Raw genomic sequence first — 15287 nt, 5'->3', positions numbered from 1 at the left:
AGCTGTTGGTGGGAGGGGCTTCAGCCGCGAGCTTGTGATCTTAAAAGCTCGCGGCTGAAGCCCCTCCCACAGGGACCGAGTCAATCCTCTAAACGAGGAAACTGGCTGGCGATGCTGTCGCCGGTGAAATTCGCCACCCAACCCTCGGGGTTGTTGAACAGGCGAATGGCGATGAAGTGCGGGTGCTCGCCCATGTCGAACCAGTGGCGGGTGCCGGCGGGCACCGAGATCAGGTCGTTCTTTTCGCACAGCACGGCGTACACGTAGTCATCGATATGCAGGGTGAACAGGCCGCGACCCGCCACGAAGAAACGCACTTCGTCTTCGCCATGGCGATGCTCATCGAGGAATTTGGCGCGCAGTTCGGCTTTTTGCGGGTGGTCGTCATTGAGGCTGACTACGTCCACCGTCACGTAGCCGCGTTCGACCATCAGCTTATCGATCTGCGGCTTGTAGGCGGCAATCACTTCGTCCTGAGTAGCACCCGGTTTGATCGGCGCCACGGCCTGCCAGCGCTCGAACCGCACGCCGACGGCCGCCAGGGTGCTGGTGATGTCTTCCAGGTGGTTGAGCACCTTGTTGGGGATGTCCGGGGTGGAAACGGAAAAAACGCTAAGGCTGCTCATACAGTGGTCTTCCCTAGGGCAAGCATCTTCAGCTCGCACTCAAACAGAAATTCAAAGGCTTCGACCTGGCGTAGCGCATCGTTCATTTGCGCGCCCCAGGTGTACAGGCCGTGGCCGCGAATCAGGTAACCGACGCAGTCGGGGTGCTGTTCCAGCCAGGGCTGGACCTTGGCGGCCAGGCGGGCGATGTCCTGATCATTGTCGAAAATCGGCACGCGCACCTGCGACTCGTGGGTGGCGATGCCGCTGAAGGCTTTCTGCAATTCGTAGTCTTCGAACACCAGCTCGTTGGCGTGGGTCGCCCGCGACAGCACGGTGGCATTTACCGAGTGGGTGTGCAGCACCGCGCCAATGTCGGCGCGCCATTGGTACAGCTGGGTGTGCAGCAGGGTTTCGGCGGAAGGCTTTTTGCCCGGCTCCAGGCTGTTGCCCTGAAGGTCGGTGGCCAGCACATCGTCGCGGCCCAGTTGGCCTTTGTGTTTGCCCGACACCGTCAGCAGCGCTTCAGTGGCTGACAGCCGTGCCGAGTAGTTGCTGCTGGTGGCCGGCGACCAGCCGCGGCCATAAAGAAAACGTCCTGCCGCAATAATGTCGTCGGCCAATTGTTCGCGGCTCATGCCCGCTCCTCATTCAAATCCGAGTGTTGCAAAGGTGGCTGTGCGAGATTGCGGACGTTGTCGCTTGGCAAACGCATACCGATGATAACCGCTGCCGCCGTCGCCGCCACACTGGCGATGGCGAAGGTCCATGCCGGACCCAACGTGTTCCAGCTGTAGCCCGAATACAGGGCGCCGAATGCGCCACCAATGCCCGCCAGCGCGGCGTACAACGCCTGGCCCTGGCCTTGCTGGTTGGCGCCGAAACTGCGCTGAACGAAATGAATCGCCGCCGCATGAAAACTGCCGAAGGTGGCTGCGTGCATCACTTGGGCCAGCACCAGCACGGCCAGGTGCTCGGCAAAATTGCCCAGTAGCAGCCATCGCAGGGCGGCCAACAGGAAGCTGGCCATCAACACTTGGCGTAGGGAAAAGCGCTGAAGAATCCGCACCATCAGCAAGAACATCAGCACCTCGGCCACCACCCCCAACGCCCACAGCTGGCCAATGAAACCACGGGCATACCCCAGGGCTTCCAGGTGCAGGGTCAGAAAGGTGTAGTACGGCCCGTGGCTGAGCTGCATGAGCCCCACGCACAAGTAGAACGCCAGCACGCCGGGCTGGCGTAACTGGGCGAGAAAGCCGCCGGCACCCAGCTGGTTTTCGCGGACATAGGGCTGGGCATTGGGCACCCAGCAACTGCTGATGACGATGCCGGCCATGATCACGATCAGCGCCCAAGGGTAGATATCCAGGCTCAGCCATTCGAACAGCTTGCCCAGCGCCGCCACGCAGACGATAAAACCGATGCTGCCCCACAGACGGATCTGGCTGTAACGCGCCGCCTGCTCGCGCAAGTGGGCCAGGGTGATCACCTCGAACTGCGGCAACACCGCATGCCAGAAGAACGCATGCAGGGCCATGATCAACGCCAGCCAGGCGTAGCTCTTGCTGATGAAGATCAGGGTGAAACACAGCAGGGTCGAGGCCGCGCCAAAACGCACGATGGCCAGGCGCTTGCCACTGCGATCACCCAGCCAGCCCCACAGGTTGGGTGCCACGCAGCGCATCAACATGGGAATCGCCACCAGCTCGCCAATGCGCGCCGAGCTGAATCCCAGGTGATGGAAGTACAGGGCCAGAAACGGCGCGGTCGCGCCGAGCAGGGCGAAGTAGAAAAAGTAGAAGCTGGATAAGCGCCAGTATGGCAGCGGGCTGGCCATGCTCAGTTCAACCGGCCACGCCCATCGCACCCACTACGGGTGCAAGGGCGAGATAGGCGATCACAGCTGGCCCAGTACCGGAGTGCTGACCTGCACGTCGGCATTCTGTGCGCGGTTGCGCAGCAGGTGGTCGAGCAACACGATGGCCATCATGGCCTCGGCAATCGGCGTCGCGCGAATGCCCACACACGGGTCGTGACGACCTTTGGTGATGACGTCCTGCGACTGACCAGCGACATCAATGGAGCGCCCGGGGGTGGTGATGCTGGAAGTCGGCTTCAACGCCAGGTGAGCAATGATCGGCTGGCCAGACGAGATGCCACCCAGAATGCCGCCCGCATTGTTGCTGAGGAAGCCTTGCGGGGTCAGCTCGTCGCGGTGCTCAGTGCCACGCTGCGCCACGCAGGCGAAACCGGCGCCGATTTCCACGCCCTTGACCGCGTTGATGCTCATCAGCGCGTGGGCCAGTTCGGCGTCGAGGCGGTCGAAGATCGGCTCGCCCAGGCCGGGCATCACGCCATCGGCAACCACGGTGATTTTCGCGCCTACCGAATCCTGGTCGCGGCGCAGCTGGTCCATATAGGCTTCCAGCTCCGGCACTTTGCTCGGGTCGGGGCAGAAGAAGGCGTTGTCTTCGACGCTGTCCCAGGTCTTGAACGGGATTTCGATCGGGCCCAGCTGGCTCATGTAGCCGCGCACCTGAATGCCGAAGCCGGCCAGGACTTTCTTGGCAATGGCGCCGGCGGCAACACGCATGGCGGTCTCGCGCGCCGAGCTGCGGCCACCGCCACGGTAGTCGCGGACGCCGTATTTGTGGTGGTAGGTGTAATCGGCGTGGGCCGGGCGGAACAGGTCCTTGATCGCCGAGTAGTCCTTGGACTTCTGGTCGGTGTTGCGAATCAACAGACCAATCGGGGTGCCGGTGGTTTTGCCTTCGAACACGCCAGAGAGAATTTCGACTTCGTCGGCCTCCTGGCGCTGGGTGGTGTGGCGGCTTGTGCCGGGCTTGCGGCGGTCGAGATCGATCTGCAGGTCCGCTTCACTCAGCTCAAGGCCAGGTGGGCAACCGTCGACGATGGCGACCAGGGCCGGGCCATGGCTCTCGCCAGCGGTGGTGACAGTGAACAGCTTGCCGTAGGTATTGCCGGACATGCAGGGCGCTCCGCGAAAATCAGCCACGAACCATCAATGACAAACGACGGTTACAAAACAGGGCGTGGAGTATACCTGCGCCATCCGACCAGTTCATCCTCGAACCTTATTCCATCTCCTGCGTCCAAACGCCTACCTCCTTATAAGTAGCCACCTTGATGCCGCGCGCGCTTGCCCTGCTGCTGTTGCTGTTTTTGCCGGCCCTGGGCCAGGCGCAATCTTTCACCGTGCTGCAACGGCCAATGAGCCTGAACACCGGCAACGGCGAGCTGTTCGGCACCCTGCTGCTGCCGAAAACCGACGGGCAGGTGCCCGTGGTGCTACTGATTGCCGGCTCCGGGCCCACCGACCGCAATGGCAACAACCCCGAAGGCGGCAACAACGACAGCCTGAAACTGCTCGCGCAAAACCTGGCCCGTAACGGCATCGCCAGCCTGCGCTATGACAAACGCGGCATCGCCGCCAGCCGCCCCGCCACCCCGGATGAACGCGACCTGAGCGTGGAAAAGTACGTGGCCGACGCCGTGGCCTGGAGCGAGAAACTCCGGGCCGACGGGCGTTTTTCCAGCCTCACCCTGGTCGGCCACAGTGAAGGCGCGCTGATCGCCACCCTTGCTGCTCCTGCGGCCGGCGCCGATGCGTTGGTGTCGATTGCCGGCACCGGCCGCCCGATCGACCAGGTGTTAAAGGAACAACTGCGCGAGCGTCTGCCCGCTCCGCTGTTGCCGCAAAGCCTGTGGACCATCGACCAGCTCAAGGCCGGCCAGCCGGTGCCGCATGTGCCGGACGACTTGCAGGTGCTGTTTCGCCCCAGCGTGCAGCCCTATCTGATGTCGTTGTTTCGCCAGGACCCCACCGCTGCCTTCGCCCGCCTGCGCATGCCGGCGCTGATTCTCCAGGGCAGCCACGATATGCAGGTGGAAGTCGGTGACGCCGAAGCGCTCAAGGCCGCCAACGCCGCTGCCGAACTGGTGGTTATCCCCGGCATGAACCATGTGCTGCGCATTGTCGCCAATGAGCCCAAGCAGCAGTTGGCTTCGTACAACAACCCGCAGCTGCCGTTGGCGCGCGAGCTCACCAGTCGCTTGGTTACCTTTATTCAGAGCCACGCTAAGTAGTAGCACCACGCCAGCCTCAAGCGCAGCGCGCGGTAGCCGATAGAAGCCATGACTAGTACGCTCGTACGCACACGGCTTGTGGAACACGCCCATGGCAGACACCGATACCGAACAAACCGCGCCACCGCCCGAGGAGACCGCCGTCGCCGAGGTCAACGAGGCGCTGCCCCATCCCTGGAGCGCCCTGCCCGATGAGCAGTGGCGCCTGCTGCGCCTGGCGCCACTGCCGGCTGATCGCTACACCGGCCCACGGCCCCTGCGCTTTGTGCAGATGGGCCGCCTGGCCCGGCACAGCCCGGACCAGAGCTTTCTGCGCCTGACCATCAACCTGCACGGCATCCTCACGCGCAAAAACGATAACGTGCTGGAAGTGTGGATCGACCATCGCCGCAAGGAAGTGCGTTTCGGCCCGGACCGCGGACTGCACCTGGAACCGATCAACCGTGGCCTCGGCCGCTTTCTGCTGGCACAGGGCATCGCCTGGGCCCAGCAACGCTGCGCGCATTACACCGTCGAAGGCGGCGTGCTGGGGATCAAGGATGCGCTCAGCGAAGACGCCCGCCTGCGCCGCGACCACTTTCTCAAGGCCCAGGGTTTCGACCTCGACTACACCGACCCGCAGCAGGCCAAAGCCACCTATTCGGCGCCGCGGGTGAGTTCGCTGCGCGGTGACTGGAACAAGGAAAAAGTGCAAACCCTCGAGCTGCTCGACGCCGCCGCGATGCTCGAACACGCCGACCACAACTTGCGCGAGCAGGATGTACAGATCGTCAAACTGCAGCAACGCATCGATGCCCTGCGCCGCGAAGACGGCACCCAGCGCTTTACCATCGCGTGTCTGGTGGCGTTTTGCGTGTTTCAGGCGGGGTTGTTTATCTGGATGGCGTCGCGCTGATCAGGCTCGGTTTTTTGTGGGAGGGGCTTCAGCCGCGAGCTCTTGATTTTAAAAACATCGCGGCTAAAGCCCCTCCCACAAGGCATTCCGTACGCGGTTAAACCTTCGCGGCAAACAACGCCTGGTGCTGCCGGCACTGCTCAGCAGTTAGCAAGAACACCCCGTGCCCACCATTGACGAACTCCAGCCAGGTGAAGTCCACCTCCGGGTACAGCGCTTCCACGTGCACCTGGCTGTTGCCCACTTCCACCACCAGCACGCCCTGCTCGCTCAAATGGTCGGCGGCTTCGGCCAGCATGCGCCGCACCAGGTCCAGGCCATCGTCGCCGCAGGCCAGGCCCAACTCCGGTTCGTGGTGGTATTCGGCCGGCATGTCGGCGAAATCTTCCGCGTCGACGTAGGGCGGGTTGGAGACGATCAGGTCAAAACGCTGCCCCGGCAGCCCGGCAAAGCCGTCGCCCTGCACGGTGTACACGCGATCATCAAGGCTGTGCCGCTCGATGTTCTGGTTGGCCACTTCCAGCGCTTCAAAAGACAGGTCGGCAAGCACCACTTCCGCGCCTTCGAACTCGTAGGCGCAGGCGATACCAATGCAACCTGAGCCGGTGCAGAGGTCGAGGATGCGTGTCGGGGTACCCGGCAGCCAAGGACCGAAGCGTTGCTGGATCAGCTCGGCAATCGGTGAACGGGGAATCAGCACGCGCTCATCGACCATAAACGGCAGGCCGCAGAACCAGGCTTCGCCGAGCAGATAAGCAGTGGGAACGCGCTCTTCGATGCGCTGTTTGAGCAGGGTGTGCAGGTAGTCGCGCTCGTCGTCTTCGAGGCGGCAATCGAGGTAGGCGTCGGCAACTTCCCAAGGCAAGTGGACCGCGCCCAGCACCAGCTGCCGCGCTTCGTCCCAAGCGTTGTCGGTGCCATGACCGAAGAACAATTCCTCGGCATGAAAACGGCTGACAGCCCAGCGAATGTGGTCACGCAGGGTACGCAAACGGGAAGTCGAAACGGTCACAGCGGCATCTCCAAAGTCGAGGCCGGCAGTTTAGCCGAAGGCGCCTGAGCCTCGGTTGGTTTATTGCAGCAGGCGTGCAGCCAGCGCAATCCGTGGGGTAGCACACGCGTACAAGCAAAAAGATTCACAGCCACCGCTTGTGGGGTGACAATGGCGCCAATTCGCGTCTGTCAGGAGCCAAGACATGTCCCAACCGCAAACCTTACTCCAGCTCACCGGCCGCAGTTACGCGCCGGCCAGTTTGAGTAATGCCTGCCTGCTGATCATCGATGCGCAAGAGGAATACCGCAGTGGCGCCATGCCCCTGCCCGGCCTGGACGCCGCCATCGCCGAAATAGCCGCCCTGTTGGAAACCGCCCGCGCCAACGGCACGCCAATCGTTCACGTCAAACACCTCGGTGTACCCGGCGGTTTCCTCGACCCGCAGGGGCCACGTGGCCGTTTCATGCCCGAGCTGGCGCCGCTGCAGGGCGAAACCATCGTCGAAAAACGCCTGCCCAATGCCTTCTCCGGCACCGACCTGCATGCCCGTCTGGAAGCCATCGGCCGCCTTGACCTGATCATCTGCGGGTTCATGACCCACTCCAGCATCAGCACCACCGTGCGCGCCTGCAAAGACTATGGTTACCGGTGCACCCTGGTGGATGGTGCCTGCGCCACCCGCGATCTGCCCTATGGCGACGGCGTGATCAGCGCCGCTGAAGTGCATCGGACCGAAATGGCGATTCTGGCGGACAATTTCGCCGCCCTGGTCAGCCATTCCAAAGCCTTGATCTGAGGCAACCCCGGCGCGGCTCAGGGTGCGATCCTTGGGCCCCATTTGCGGGTCCAGGCGCTGTTTCTAACGCCGCCAGACTGAGCGCAGCAGTTTTCACAGGGTCTGGAGGGGCCCTGAGTGAACGTTGCTGACGTGTATCGGTCATACCGCCGACACCCTGAAAGGAAAGCGCAATGAAATTGTCTGATGGTTTCGACGCCCGTCGCCTGCGCCCACGCGGTCCTGGGAGCTGGCGCTGGCGCTTCGCCGCCGCGCTTTCGGCGCTGTTCGCCATGCTTGGCATTCTGCTGGCAATGGCCGGCGCTGCCACCTTGTTCGGCCACCCGCCGGCCCTTGGCGGGCTGAATGACACACCCGGCAACGCCACGGTGATTCTTGTCTTCGGTTTGTTTCTGCTGTGGTTGGGCGTGGTCGCCTGGCGCCGCTGCCGTCGCCGTCTGCGCCGCCCGAGTGATCTGGCCCTGGCGCCACACCTGATGAAGAAGCACGACTAATCCACCCGTGAACGGCCACCGCTGAATGGGTAAACTAGGCCCTATTCGCGGAGACCTCCCATGCAAGACGACGATTTTTCCCTATTCAAAGCCGAAACTCGCGGCATCAAGCCCATCCAGCACGACCGCGCTGAGACCGGCAAACCCAAGGCCGACCGCGCCCGTGTGCAGGTCCTGCGCCAGGCGGCGACCATCTCTGAAGGCGTCACCCGGGTCGACGGTCTGTCTGATCAGTTCGTTATCGACGTCGGCGCCGAAGACCCGCTGTACTGGGCTCGCGATGGCGTGCAAGAAGGCCAGATGCGCAAGCTCAAGCTGGGTCAGGTGAGCTTCGAAGGCAGCCTCGACCTGCACGGCATGAACGTGGAAAAAGCCCGCGACACCCTCTGGGAGTTTCTTGCCGAAGCCAACAAGCTGGAAATTCGCTGCGTGCGTGTCACCCACGGCAAAGCGGTGCGCATGGACGGCAAGCGGCCGATGATCAAAAGCCATGTGAACACCTGGCTGCGTCAGCACCAGGGCGTGCTCGGGTTCACCTCGTGTTTGGCCAAACACGGCGGTACCGGCGCTATTTATGTGCTGCTCAAACGCACCATGATGGATGGCCGCGACGAGTAAAAACCCACCGTTCCTTCGGAAAATGGCTGCATAACAGACTGCTGCTGGCGTGCTGTGCGCTTGCAAGGTTAAGCCCAGCGCCCTACCCTGCGTCTCTGCTTAATTACCAATGCCTTACAGGTAGATCCATGTCTCTGGAACAGAACTACACCGCGATCCTCAGCCAACTGGGTGAGGACGTTTCCCGCGAAGGCCTGCTCGACACGCCCAAACGTGCCGCCAAAGCCATGCAGTACCTTTGCCGCGGTTATGCACAGACCCTGGAAGAAGTCACCAACGGCGCGCTGTTCAGCTCCGACAGCAGCGAAATGGTGCTGGTCAAGAACATCGAGCTGTACTCGCTGTGCGAACACCACCTGCTGCCGTTCATTGGTAAAGCCCACGTGGCTTACATTCCGAGTGGCAAAGTGCTGGGCCTGTCGAAGGTCGCGCGTATCGTCGACATGTTTGCCCGCCGCCTGCAAATTCAGGAGAACCTCAGCCGCCAGATCGCCGAAGCCGTACAACAGGTGACCGGTGCCCTCGGCGTAGCCGTGGTGATCGAAGCGCAGCACATGTGCATGATGATGCGCGGTGTGGAGAAGCAGAACTCCTCGATGGTGACCTCGGTGATGCTCGGCGAATTCCGCGAGAACGCCGCCACCCGTAGTGAGTTCCTCAGCTTGATCAATTGATCGCTGCGAAATTGAAAAAACCGGCCGTGTGCCGGTTTTTTTGTGTTTGTCGGGGCACCTCCTGGTGCGCATAGAGCCCCCCTACAAAAGCACATACCTTCAATCACCAAATGGCGTGCGCCGGGATACTCCTGCCTTTCCCAGCGGAGCCTTCCCATGCGGCCTACCTTGCTATTTTGCGCGCCCTTGCTGGCGTCCACTTGGGTGACCGCGGTGCACGCCGACACCCCGGCGCTGTTCAGCGATGCCACGCTGAATGTGCTCAGCCGCAACTTCTTCCTCAACAACGACACCCGCACCGGCCATAACGGCGACAGCTACAACCGCGAATGGGCACAGGGTTTTATCGGGCGTTTCCAGTCGGGGTACACACCTGGCCTGCTCGGCGTGGGCGTCGATGCTCACGGCTTTGTCGGCCTGCGCCTGGACAGCGGCGGAGGCCGCGCCGGCACCGGGTTGCTGCCGGTAGGCGATTCCGGCAAGGCAGCGGGTGAGTATTCCAGCGCTGGTGGCGCGCTCAAACTGCGCCTAGGCGATACCCAGCTGAAGCTCGGCGAAATGGAAGTGGAAACCCCGGTGTTCGACACCGCCGACAAACGCCTGCAACCCGAATACGCCACCGGCGCCCTGCTGCAGGGCCTGGCCGGCAGCGACCTGAGCTGGACCGCCGGACACTTCAGCGCCTTCAAAAACCAGGACGAAAGCTCGTCGCGCAGCGACTTCGACGGCTATGGCGCCTCCACCCGCAACCAAAGCATCAGCCTGCTCGGCATCCAAAGCGCAGCCAACCACACCTGGGGCGGCGCCCTGTACGTGGGCGAGCTCAGCGACACCTGGCGCCAGTACTACGGCAACCTGCACCTGCAACAAACCCTGAGCGACAGCAGCCGGCTGAACTGGGACGCCAACCTGTACCGCACCCTCGGCTCAGGCGCCGAACGCGCCGGCGCCATCAACACCACCGCTGTCAGCCTGCTGGGCAAACTCAGCATCGGCAGTCAGGCCTTCAGCCTCGGTTACCAGAAAATCAGCGGCGACACGCCGTTCGACTTTGTCGGCGGCGACTCTGTTTACCTGGCCAACTCGATCAAGTACGCCGACTTCAACGGCGCCAATGAACAGTCCTGGCAACTGCGCTACGACCTCGACCTGAGCCAGGCCTTGCTCCCCGGCCTGACCTTTATGACCCGCTACGTGCGCGGCAGCGATATCGACGGCAGCCACGCGCCCAAAGGTGGCGCCTACAACCCCTACGATGCCGAACTGGGCAGCTACGTGCCCAACCAGGGCGATGGCGGCAAACACTGGGAGCGTGATATCGAAGGCAAATACCGGGTGCAATCGGGCGCTGCCAAAGACCTGGCGTTGAGCCTGTCGTACGTCACCCACCGCAGCAACGACGCCCAGGCCGGACGCGATATCGACCGTCTGTATGTGGTGGCCGAATATCCCCTGGATGTACTCGGCGGCCACTGAATGGGGGCTGGCAAAACACCCGGCTAATTTCGCAAAATAGCCGGGTGTTTTGCTCTTGAAACCTGCCCACAAGGACGTCCGTTTTGCGCCAGATCCTGCGCCCCCTGCTACTTCCTGTTCTGAGCCTGCTGTTCGGCAACGCCCACGCGGCCAGCGTCAGCAACGCCACGGAGCTGCGCGACGCCTTGCGTGGCAACGCGCAAGCCGTAGACCTGCAAGACATCCCCCTCGACCGTGGCTGCGGGCCGATGGGCTGCGTAATCGATATCGCCGAGCTGCGCATCCAGCTCGACCAAGGTCAACTGCAACGTGTCGATGGCAAGCCCCTGCACTGGCAGGAGCAGGGCAAGGATCTGCCCGAGCTCGATTGGTCACCCCTGAGCGCCTACCGCGTCAGCAGCGCCGGAAAAAACTGGGGCATCTGCCTGGAGTTCACCCACAGCGGGCTCGGCAAAAGCGGCGCCTTTCAACGCTGGGGCAGCCTGGTGCTGGTACCCTTCGACGGCGCCCAGCCTGGGCCGAACGCCTACCGCTTGCTGGGCTACTGGAGCGGCTGCGACAGCCTGCAGGTGGGCAGCGAACCCGGCCAGGTGCGCCTGCCCATCGTCAGCCAGAAGCCGGCCAGCGCGGAGCCGGCACTGCAACTGCGGCACTACCGCTGCGACGCCAACGGCTGCCAGGCCGACGCCACCGGCACGCCGATCCGCGAGCAAAATGGCGCGCTGCAACTGCCGCCCCTGTAGGCTGTGCTGATCCATCGTTTGGCCGGCACTCCCCCGCCGGCAGAGCGTTTTGCCTGAGCGTTTCCCCACGCCTGAGTGTCTGCTTCTAAACCGCCTCACCACTGTCAGGGCCAGCCATGTCCACCCGCTCCTTCCTCTACCGTCACCCCTCCGCCGGCCTGCTGCTCGTGCAACTGCTCGGCGTGTTGCTCTACCCCTGGATGGAAGACACCGCCCTGGGCCGCGCCGGGTTCGGCGCCTTTGGTTTGGTGGTATTGGGCATGGCCCTGCACGTGGTCAATCGCAGCTCGACCCACACCTGGATTGCCGTGCTCTTGGCCGCGCTGCTGCTGGGCCTTTCCGTGCTCGACCAACTGATGCCGACGCTCAGCCTGGAGGTAGTGATTTCCCTGCTCGAAGGGCTGTTCTACTTCTACGCCGCCGGCAGCCTGATCGCCTACATGAACGCCGACCAGCGCGCCACCGCCGATGAGATCTACGCCGTCGGCGCCACCTTCACCCTGCTGGCCTGGGCCTTCGCCCACCTCTACACCTTCTGCCAACTGCTGCTGCCCGGCAGCTTCGGCGCTCTGCTCAACCCCGACGCCGCACGCACCTGGATGGAACTGCTGTTCCTCAGCTTCACCACCCTGTCCGGTGTGGGCCTGGGCGACATCATTCCGCTGACGCCAATGGCGCGCTCGCTGGTGATGATCGAAGAGTTCGTCGGGGTCATGTACCTGGCGTTGGTGGTGTCGCGGTTGATTGCGTTGACGGTGATCAAGCGCTGACCCCGTCAGCAGCAACAGCCGCTACTGCTCCTGGCGAAAAACCACCTCACCGCTATCCAGATTCTCAATCAGCGAATTGATCCGCACAAACGTCACCTGCCCCTCGAACGCCTTGGCATTGCTCCAACTCACCCGGTAGCGCTGCCCAGCCTTGAACTCGACGTTCTCAGCCTTGAACCCACAGCGCTCGCCGCCTGGGCCCATGGCGTTCTTCGACAGCCAGCACCATTGCAGCGAATGCGTGCCCGCTGGCACTTCCAACGCCTGAAACCCGCGTACTGGAGTGGCCGTAGCAGCTCCGGCCAGCAGGCGACCATCCAGATGGGTGGCGAGCAACAGGCGGTGGGTGGAAAGGCCGGCTTCCCGCGTGGACGACGTGCTGAAGTAGATAACCGACGTGGCAGGGGCGTTTTGGGCCAGGTCGATAGGTTGCACGGCGGCGATATCGGTTTGGTAGTTGTTGTAGGTGAAGGTGGAGCAGGCAGTTAGCACAAGACTCAGGGAGAGAACGCCGAGGGCGGTACAAAAACGGGGCATGGGTGGCGGCCTTGGGAGGTGCATGAATGGCGGCATTATCGCTGTAGGTAGGGTCGCGTGCACCAGAGCGTTCTTGCCGCAGAGAGCCAATTGTTAGAACTGCAGTTAATAAAGAAAAAAGGGGACAGACTTATTATTCAACTCCAAATTAGAGCAACTTAATAAATCTGTCCTCTTTTCGCTGTAAATTCATCTAACTGCTTACAAAAATTTTGAACCGACAAAAAATCAACTACGCTTTCAAAACCAAAATAAGCACTTGACGAACTCTCGTCTTTTTTCCCGCAATTAAACATAATCACGATGGATAAATAGCCCTCCAATTGACTCTCTGCCTCGCCATCTAGACAGGTTATCTGAATATCGCCCTCTAGCGGCAGATACGGAGAAGTTTCACCCCCCATCCCAGATAACAGCTGTGCGATATGAGCCCTAAGATAAACGGCGAGCCTTCTAAAGTCCTCTCTGTGAAATCTGCACTTAAACTCCTCATCTAGAAACCTGGAAAACATCTCGTCAAATTCGCACCGAATTAAAAAATCGAAAACCCCTTCTTTTGGAAGCATTTTCGCAGGGTTAAATGCTAATCCTCCCGCCTCAGTTATAAGATGCACACTCTATTACCTCTCATTAAAATAGAAAAAGGAGAAAAAGGGGACAGATTTATTATCCAACTCTAAATTAGAGCAATTTAATAAACCTGCCCCCTTTTTACTTCTAAACTAGAGCAACTTAATAAATCTGCCCAATCCGCTCCAGATATCTTTAAAAAAATTCACGCCTAAGCAATTCAAAGTTAGAATTTTTCCTCATTGCCTTTTCTATATCAGAAGAGCACTCTGTAGCATTTATATAGAGCAAAATCTTATGCTCCGGGTATTTTTGCTCTGCTGGATCGCCGTCAAACGGATCAACATTTAACTTTAAAATAAAATTCTCGGAATCGCTTACGCCCCACATGTAGTAAACACCGCCTTGATAAGAACTATCTCTTTCTTCGAAAACTTTCCCTAGCGCTTTTTCCACATCATCTTTCGCCGACAGGAGACTTAATCTTTTCGCACCATATAGATCATACGACATAGTCATTTTGGCAACATCACACTTGGGGCACGACTTGCGGCTGTTGCCGCAGAGTCATAAATCATGAAATTAACTTCACGTCCTGCTTGACCGCTTAGCTTACTCGACAAATCTTTTAAGCCAAGGACTTGTAAGTCTCTCGCACTCAACGGCCCCGTACGCGAAACAGGGGACAGACCACGTTTTCTAACACATTTTCTACTTGTCTATTTTCGGCCTAACAGGGTTACCTCGGCTCGCCCTACGCCCCAAAGCCTCCTCTACTTCTTGAGAGAATCGAGTGCTTCCCAACGCGTAATTCCCGTTAGTTGAGCATCTAATTTGCTCCACCAGTTTTGGATCTAATTTAAGCGCAAATAGTTCTCTATAGTTTTTTTTGCACTAGATACTCCTTCCGTGGCTAACGCCGTGTAGATCGAATGGGGATTAACCAACACTGAAGGCTCCGACTGTGCATTGATCCGGTAACTCGACCATTGGTATTCCGCTGGGTGCTCGACAATCCGGGCTCTTACCGGGTTTAGCTCTATATATCGATAACAGGCCAGCACATAATTTTCTTCCTGCAACAGACAGGACCTAAATCGCCCTTCCCATAGCGTGCCCGTGCGGCGATAGGTTCTTTTTACATACTGAACGTAGCGCTGACCTAAACCCTTCATCATTCGACTTACACTGTGCTCTGTAGAGGGTGTCAGAAGCAGGTGGACATGATTGGTCATCAAGCAATATGAATGTACAGCGCAACCGTGCTGACGGGCTTGTTCGAAAAGTTGTTTTAGATAAAACACATAGTCGTCGTCAGAGAAAAAGCATGCCCCGCGATTATTCCCGCGCTGGATCACATGAAGCGGTACACCCGGAATAAGCAACCTGGCACGACGTGGCATAGGGAAATCCTTTTCCTATCTTTATATTCATAATCGATAAACGTGGCCTGTCCCCTATTCGGTTCTGATCACAACTCTACATCTACAGATGTTTTTAAATCGCAATCCATTTTTATGAATTTTTGCCATCCGGTAACTGCTGCCCACCAGTCGGCCAGGGAGAAAAAACCCTCTTTCTGAGCTATCCAATCCTCGTTAGCTTCTATATCTACTTGAACGCCCGTTTTTGTAATGGTCAACGTGACGTCGTTGCCACCTGTTTCGTACTCCCCTTCCCCTCTCTCGGCCATTTCCAAATAGCTTAATAGCTGTGCACACTCTCTATCTGTCTGAGCAACAGCGGGTAACGTATTGCAAATATACCGCTCATAACGCTCTTTCTGGCCCTTATCACCTTCGAAAGAACCTTGCCAAAACAGCACTCGTTCTCCCCTATCATTTAACCCAGGGCTCACATAATAAAATTTTAAATACATCGCTTTAGTCTCTAAGGCTCTTGAAATATGGGGTACACGGTAGCTCGGGGTACTAAAAATCCTGTGACTTTTACACCGGAGGGAGTTACAGACGTCCATCTATCTCCAGAAATTATTTTGTTCGGG

General features: G+C 59.7%; 19 protein-coding genes. 9 read left to right on the top strand and 10 right to left on the bottom strand.

Annotation, left to right across the window (positions count from 1 at the left end; genetic code table 11):
- Positions 1-80: 80 nt before the first annotated feature.
- Genes C8K61_RS16580 through aroC form a run of 4 tightly spaced genes read right to left on the bottom strand, consistent with a single transcriptional unit; the run spans position 81 to position 3597 of the window.
- Positions 81-626 (bottom strand): acireductone dioxygenase, encoded by a 546-nt coding sequence (locus tag C8K61_RS16580; RefSeq protein WP_108097455.1) that lies wholly within the window; start codon positions 624-626, stop codon positions 81-83.
- The gene (locus C8K61_RS16575; protein ID WP_108097456.1) at positions 623-1243 is read right to left on the bottom strand and encodes a methylthioribulose 1-phosphate dehydratase; all 621 of its coding nucleotides are present in this window, start codon (positions 1241-1243) and stop codon (positions 623-625) included. The genes C8K61_RS16580 and C8K61_RS16575 overlap by 4 nt, the downstream gene beginning before the upstream one ends.
- Entirely contained in the window at positions 1240-2445 is a 1206-nt protein-coding gene (locus C8K61_RS16570; protein WP_108097457.1) for an MFS transporter, read from the bottom strand. Before C8K61_RS16570 ends, C8K61_RS16575 begins: the two co-directional genes overlap by 4 nt.
- Before the next feature lie 60 nt (positions 2446-2505).
- Complete coding sequence (aroC, locus tag C8K61_RS16565; RefSeq protein WP_108097458.1) at positions 2506-3597, bottom strand: chorismate synthase; 1092 nt, start codon at positions 3595-3597, stop codon at positions 2506-2508.
- A 158-nt stretch (positions 3598-3755) separates the two neighbouring features.
- Here aroC and C8K61_RS16560 point away from each other — a divergent pair, with 158 nt between their 5' ends.
- Together C8K61_RS16560 and C8K61_RS16555 are read left to right on the top strand one after the other, a co-directional pair.
- Positions 3756-4715 (top strand): alpha/beta hydrolase, encoded by a 960-nt coding sequence (locus tag C8K61_RS16560; RefSeq protein WP_108097459.1) that lies wholly within the window; start codon positions 3756-3758, stop codon positions 4713-4715.
- A gap of 91 nt (positions 4716-4806) precedes the next feature.
- Positions 4807-5610 (top strand): hypothetical protein, encoded by an 804-nt coding sequence (locus C8K61_RS16555; RefSeq protein WP_256589469.1) that lies wholly within the window; start codon positions 4807-4809, stop codon positions 5608-5610.
- A 97-nt stretch (positions 5611-5707) separates the two neighbouring features.
- Here the strand turns inward: C8K61_RS16555 and prmB are convergent, their stop codons facing one another.
- The gene (gene prmB / locus C8K61_RS16550; protein ID WP_108097460.1) at positions 5708-6622 is read right to left on the bottom strand and encodes a 50S ribosomal protein L3 N(5)-glutamine methyltransferase; all 915 of its coding nucleotides are present in this window, start codon (positions 6620-6622) and stop codon (positions 5708-5710) included.
- A 184-nt stretch (positions 6623-6806) separates the two neighbouring features.
- Between prmB and C8K61_RS16545 the strand changes: the two genes are divergently transcribed.
- From C8K61_RS16545 to C8K61_RS16515, 7 genes are all read left to right on the top strand, one after another.
- Positions 6807-7400, top strand: a complete 594-nt coding sequence (locus C8K61_RS16545; RefSeq protein ID WP_108097461.1) for a cysteine hydrolase family protein — start codon at positions 6807-6809, stop codon at positions 7398-7400.
- Positions 7401-7573: 173 nt separating this feature from the next.
- Entirely contained in the window at positions 7574-7894 is a 321-nt protein-coding gene (locus C8K61_RS16540; RefSeq protein WP_108097462.1) for a hypothetical protein, read from the top strand.
- Between the two features lie 60 nt (positions 7895-7954).
- Positions 7955-8512, top strand: coding sequence for a Smr/MutS family protein (locus tag C8K61_RS16535; protein ID WP_108097463.1), 558 nt, complete (start codon positions 7955-7957; stop codon positions 8510-8512).
- A gap of 128 nt (positions 8513-8640) precedes the next feature.
- Positions 8641-9186, top strand: coding sequence for a GTP cyclohydrolase I FolE (folE, locus tag C8K61_RS16530; protein ID WP_108097464.1), 546 nt, complete (start codon positions 8641-8643; stop codon positions 9184-9186).
- A gap of 156 nt (positions 9187-9342) precedes the next feature.
- Positions 9343-10662, top strand: coding sequence for an OprD family porin (locus tag C8K61_RS16525; protein WP_108097465.1), 1320 nt, complete (start codon positions 9343-9345; stop codon positions 10660-10662).
- Positions 10663-10745: 83 nt separating this feature from the next.
- On the top strand, positions 10746-11405 hold the full coding sequence (locus C8K61_RS16520; RefSeq protein ID WP_108097466.1) for a hypothetical protein: 660 nt from the start codon (positions 10746-10748) through the stop codon (positions 11403-11405).
- A gap of 116 nt (positions 11406-11521) precedes the next feature.
- Entirely contained in the window at positions 11522-12175 is a 654-nt protein-coding gene (locus tag C8K61_RS16515; protein WP_108097467.1) for a potassium channel family protein, read from the top strand.
- 21 nt (positions 12176-12196) lie between these two features.
- Here the strand turns inward: C8K61_RS16515 and C8K61_RS16510 are convergent, their stop codons facing one another.
- From C8K61_RS16510 to C8K61_RS16490, 5 genes are all read right to left on the bottom strand, one after another.
- Positions 12197-12712: a hypothetical protein gene (locus C8K61_RS16510; protein WP_108097468.1), complete on the bottom strand. Its 516-nt coding sequence runs from the start codon at positions 12710-12712 to the stop codon at positions 12197-12199.
- 158 nt (positions 12713-12870) lie between these two features.
- Positions 12871-13326, bottom strand: coding sequence for a hypothetical protein (locus C8K61_RS16505; RefSeq protein WP_146174299.1), 456 nt, complete (start codon positions 13324-13326; stop codon positions 12871-12873).
- A 151-nt stretch (positions 13327-13477) separates the two neighbouring features.
- Positions 13478-13801, bottom strand: coding sequence for a hypothetical protein (locus tag C8K61_RS16500; RefSeq protein WP_256589468.1), 324 nt, complete (start codon positions 13799-13801; stop codon positions 13478-13480).
- A 335-nt stretch (positions 13802-14136) separates the two neighbouring features.
- A complete protein-coding gene (locus tag C8K61_RS16495) occupies positions 14137-14685 on the bottom strand; it encodes a transposase (RefSeq protein ID WP_256589466.1) in 549 nt (182 codons plus the stop codon).
- A gap of 68 nt (positions 14686-14753) precedes the next feature.
- Positions 14754-15107, bottom strand: coding sequence for a hypothetical protein (locus tag C8K61_RS16490; RefSeq protein ID WP_146174298.1), 354 nt, complete (start codon positions 15105-15107; stop codon positions 14754-14756).
- Positions 15108-15287: the final 180 nt, after the last annotated feature.

It is taken from the genome of Pseudomonas sp. GV071 (assembly GCF_003050835.1).
Classification (GTDB): Bacteria; Pseudomonadota; Gammaproteobacteria; order Pseudomonadales; family Pseudomonadaceae; genus Aquipseudomonas.
Note: the sequence above shows the minus strand (reverse complement) of the source record. Positions and strands in the feature narration are given on the sequence as shown.

Coding starts and splice junctions, on each gene's coding strand:
- C8K61_RS16580 (WP_108097455.1), bottom strand. CDS start 626: ATGAGCAGCCTTAGCGTTTTTTCCGTTTCCACCCCGGACATCCCCAAC.
- C8K61_RS16575 (WP_108097456.1), bottom strand. CDS start 1,243: ATGAGCCGCGAACAATTGGCCGACGACATTATTGCGGCAGGACGTTTT.
- C8K61_RS16570 (WP_108097457.1), bottom strand. CDS start 2,445: ATGGCCAGCCCGCTGCCATACTGGCGCTTATCCAGCTTCTACTTTTTC.
- aroC (WP_108097458.1), bottom strand. CDS start 3,597: ATGTCCGGCAATACCTACGGCAAGCTGTTCACTGTCACCACCGCTGGC.
- C8K61_RS16560 (WP_108097459.1), top strand. CDS start 3,756: ATGCCGCGCGCGCTTGCCCTGCTGCTGTTGCTGTTTTTGCCGGCCCTG.
- C8K61_RS16555 (WP_256589469.1), top strand. CDS start 4,807: ATGGCAGACACCGATACCGAACAAACCGCGCCACCGCCCGAGGAGACC.
- C8K61_RS16545 (WP_108097461.1), top strand. CDS start 6,807: ATGTCCCAACCGCAAACCTTACTCCAGCTCACCGGCCGCAGTTACGCG.
- C8K61_RS16540 (WP_108097462.1), top strand. CDS start 7,574: ATGAAATTGTCTGATGGTTTCGACGCCCGTCGCCTGCGCCCACGCGGT.
- C8K61_RS16535 (WP_108097463.1), top strand. CDS start 7,955: ATGCAAGACGACGATTTTTCCCTATTCAAAGCCGAAACTCGCGGCATC.
- folE (WP_108097464.1), top strand. CDS start 8,641: ATGTCTCTGGAACAGAACTACACCGCGATCCTCAGCCAACTGGGTGAG.
- C8K61_RS16525 (WP_108097465.1), top strand. CDS start 9,343: ATGCGGCCTACCTTGCTATTTTGCGCGCCCTTGCTGGCGTCCACTTGG.
- C8K61_RS16515 (WP_108097467.1), top strand. CDS start 11,522: ATGTCCACCCGCTCCTTCCTCTACCGTCACCCCTCCGCCGGCCTGCTG.
- C8K61_RS16510 (WP_108097468.1), bottom strand. CDS start 12,712: ATGCCCCGTTTTTGTACCGCCCTCGGCGTTCTCTCCCTGAGTCTTGTG.
- C8K61_RS16500 (WP_256589468.1), bottom strand. CDS start 13,801: ATGACTATGTCGTATGATCTATATGGTGCGAAAAGATTAAGTCTCCTG.
- C8K61_RS16495 (WP_256589466.1), bottom strand. CDS start 14,685: ATGCCACGTCGTGCCAGGTTGCTTATTCCGGGTGTACCGCTTCATGTG.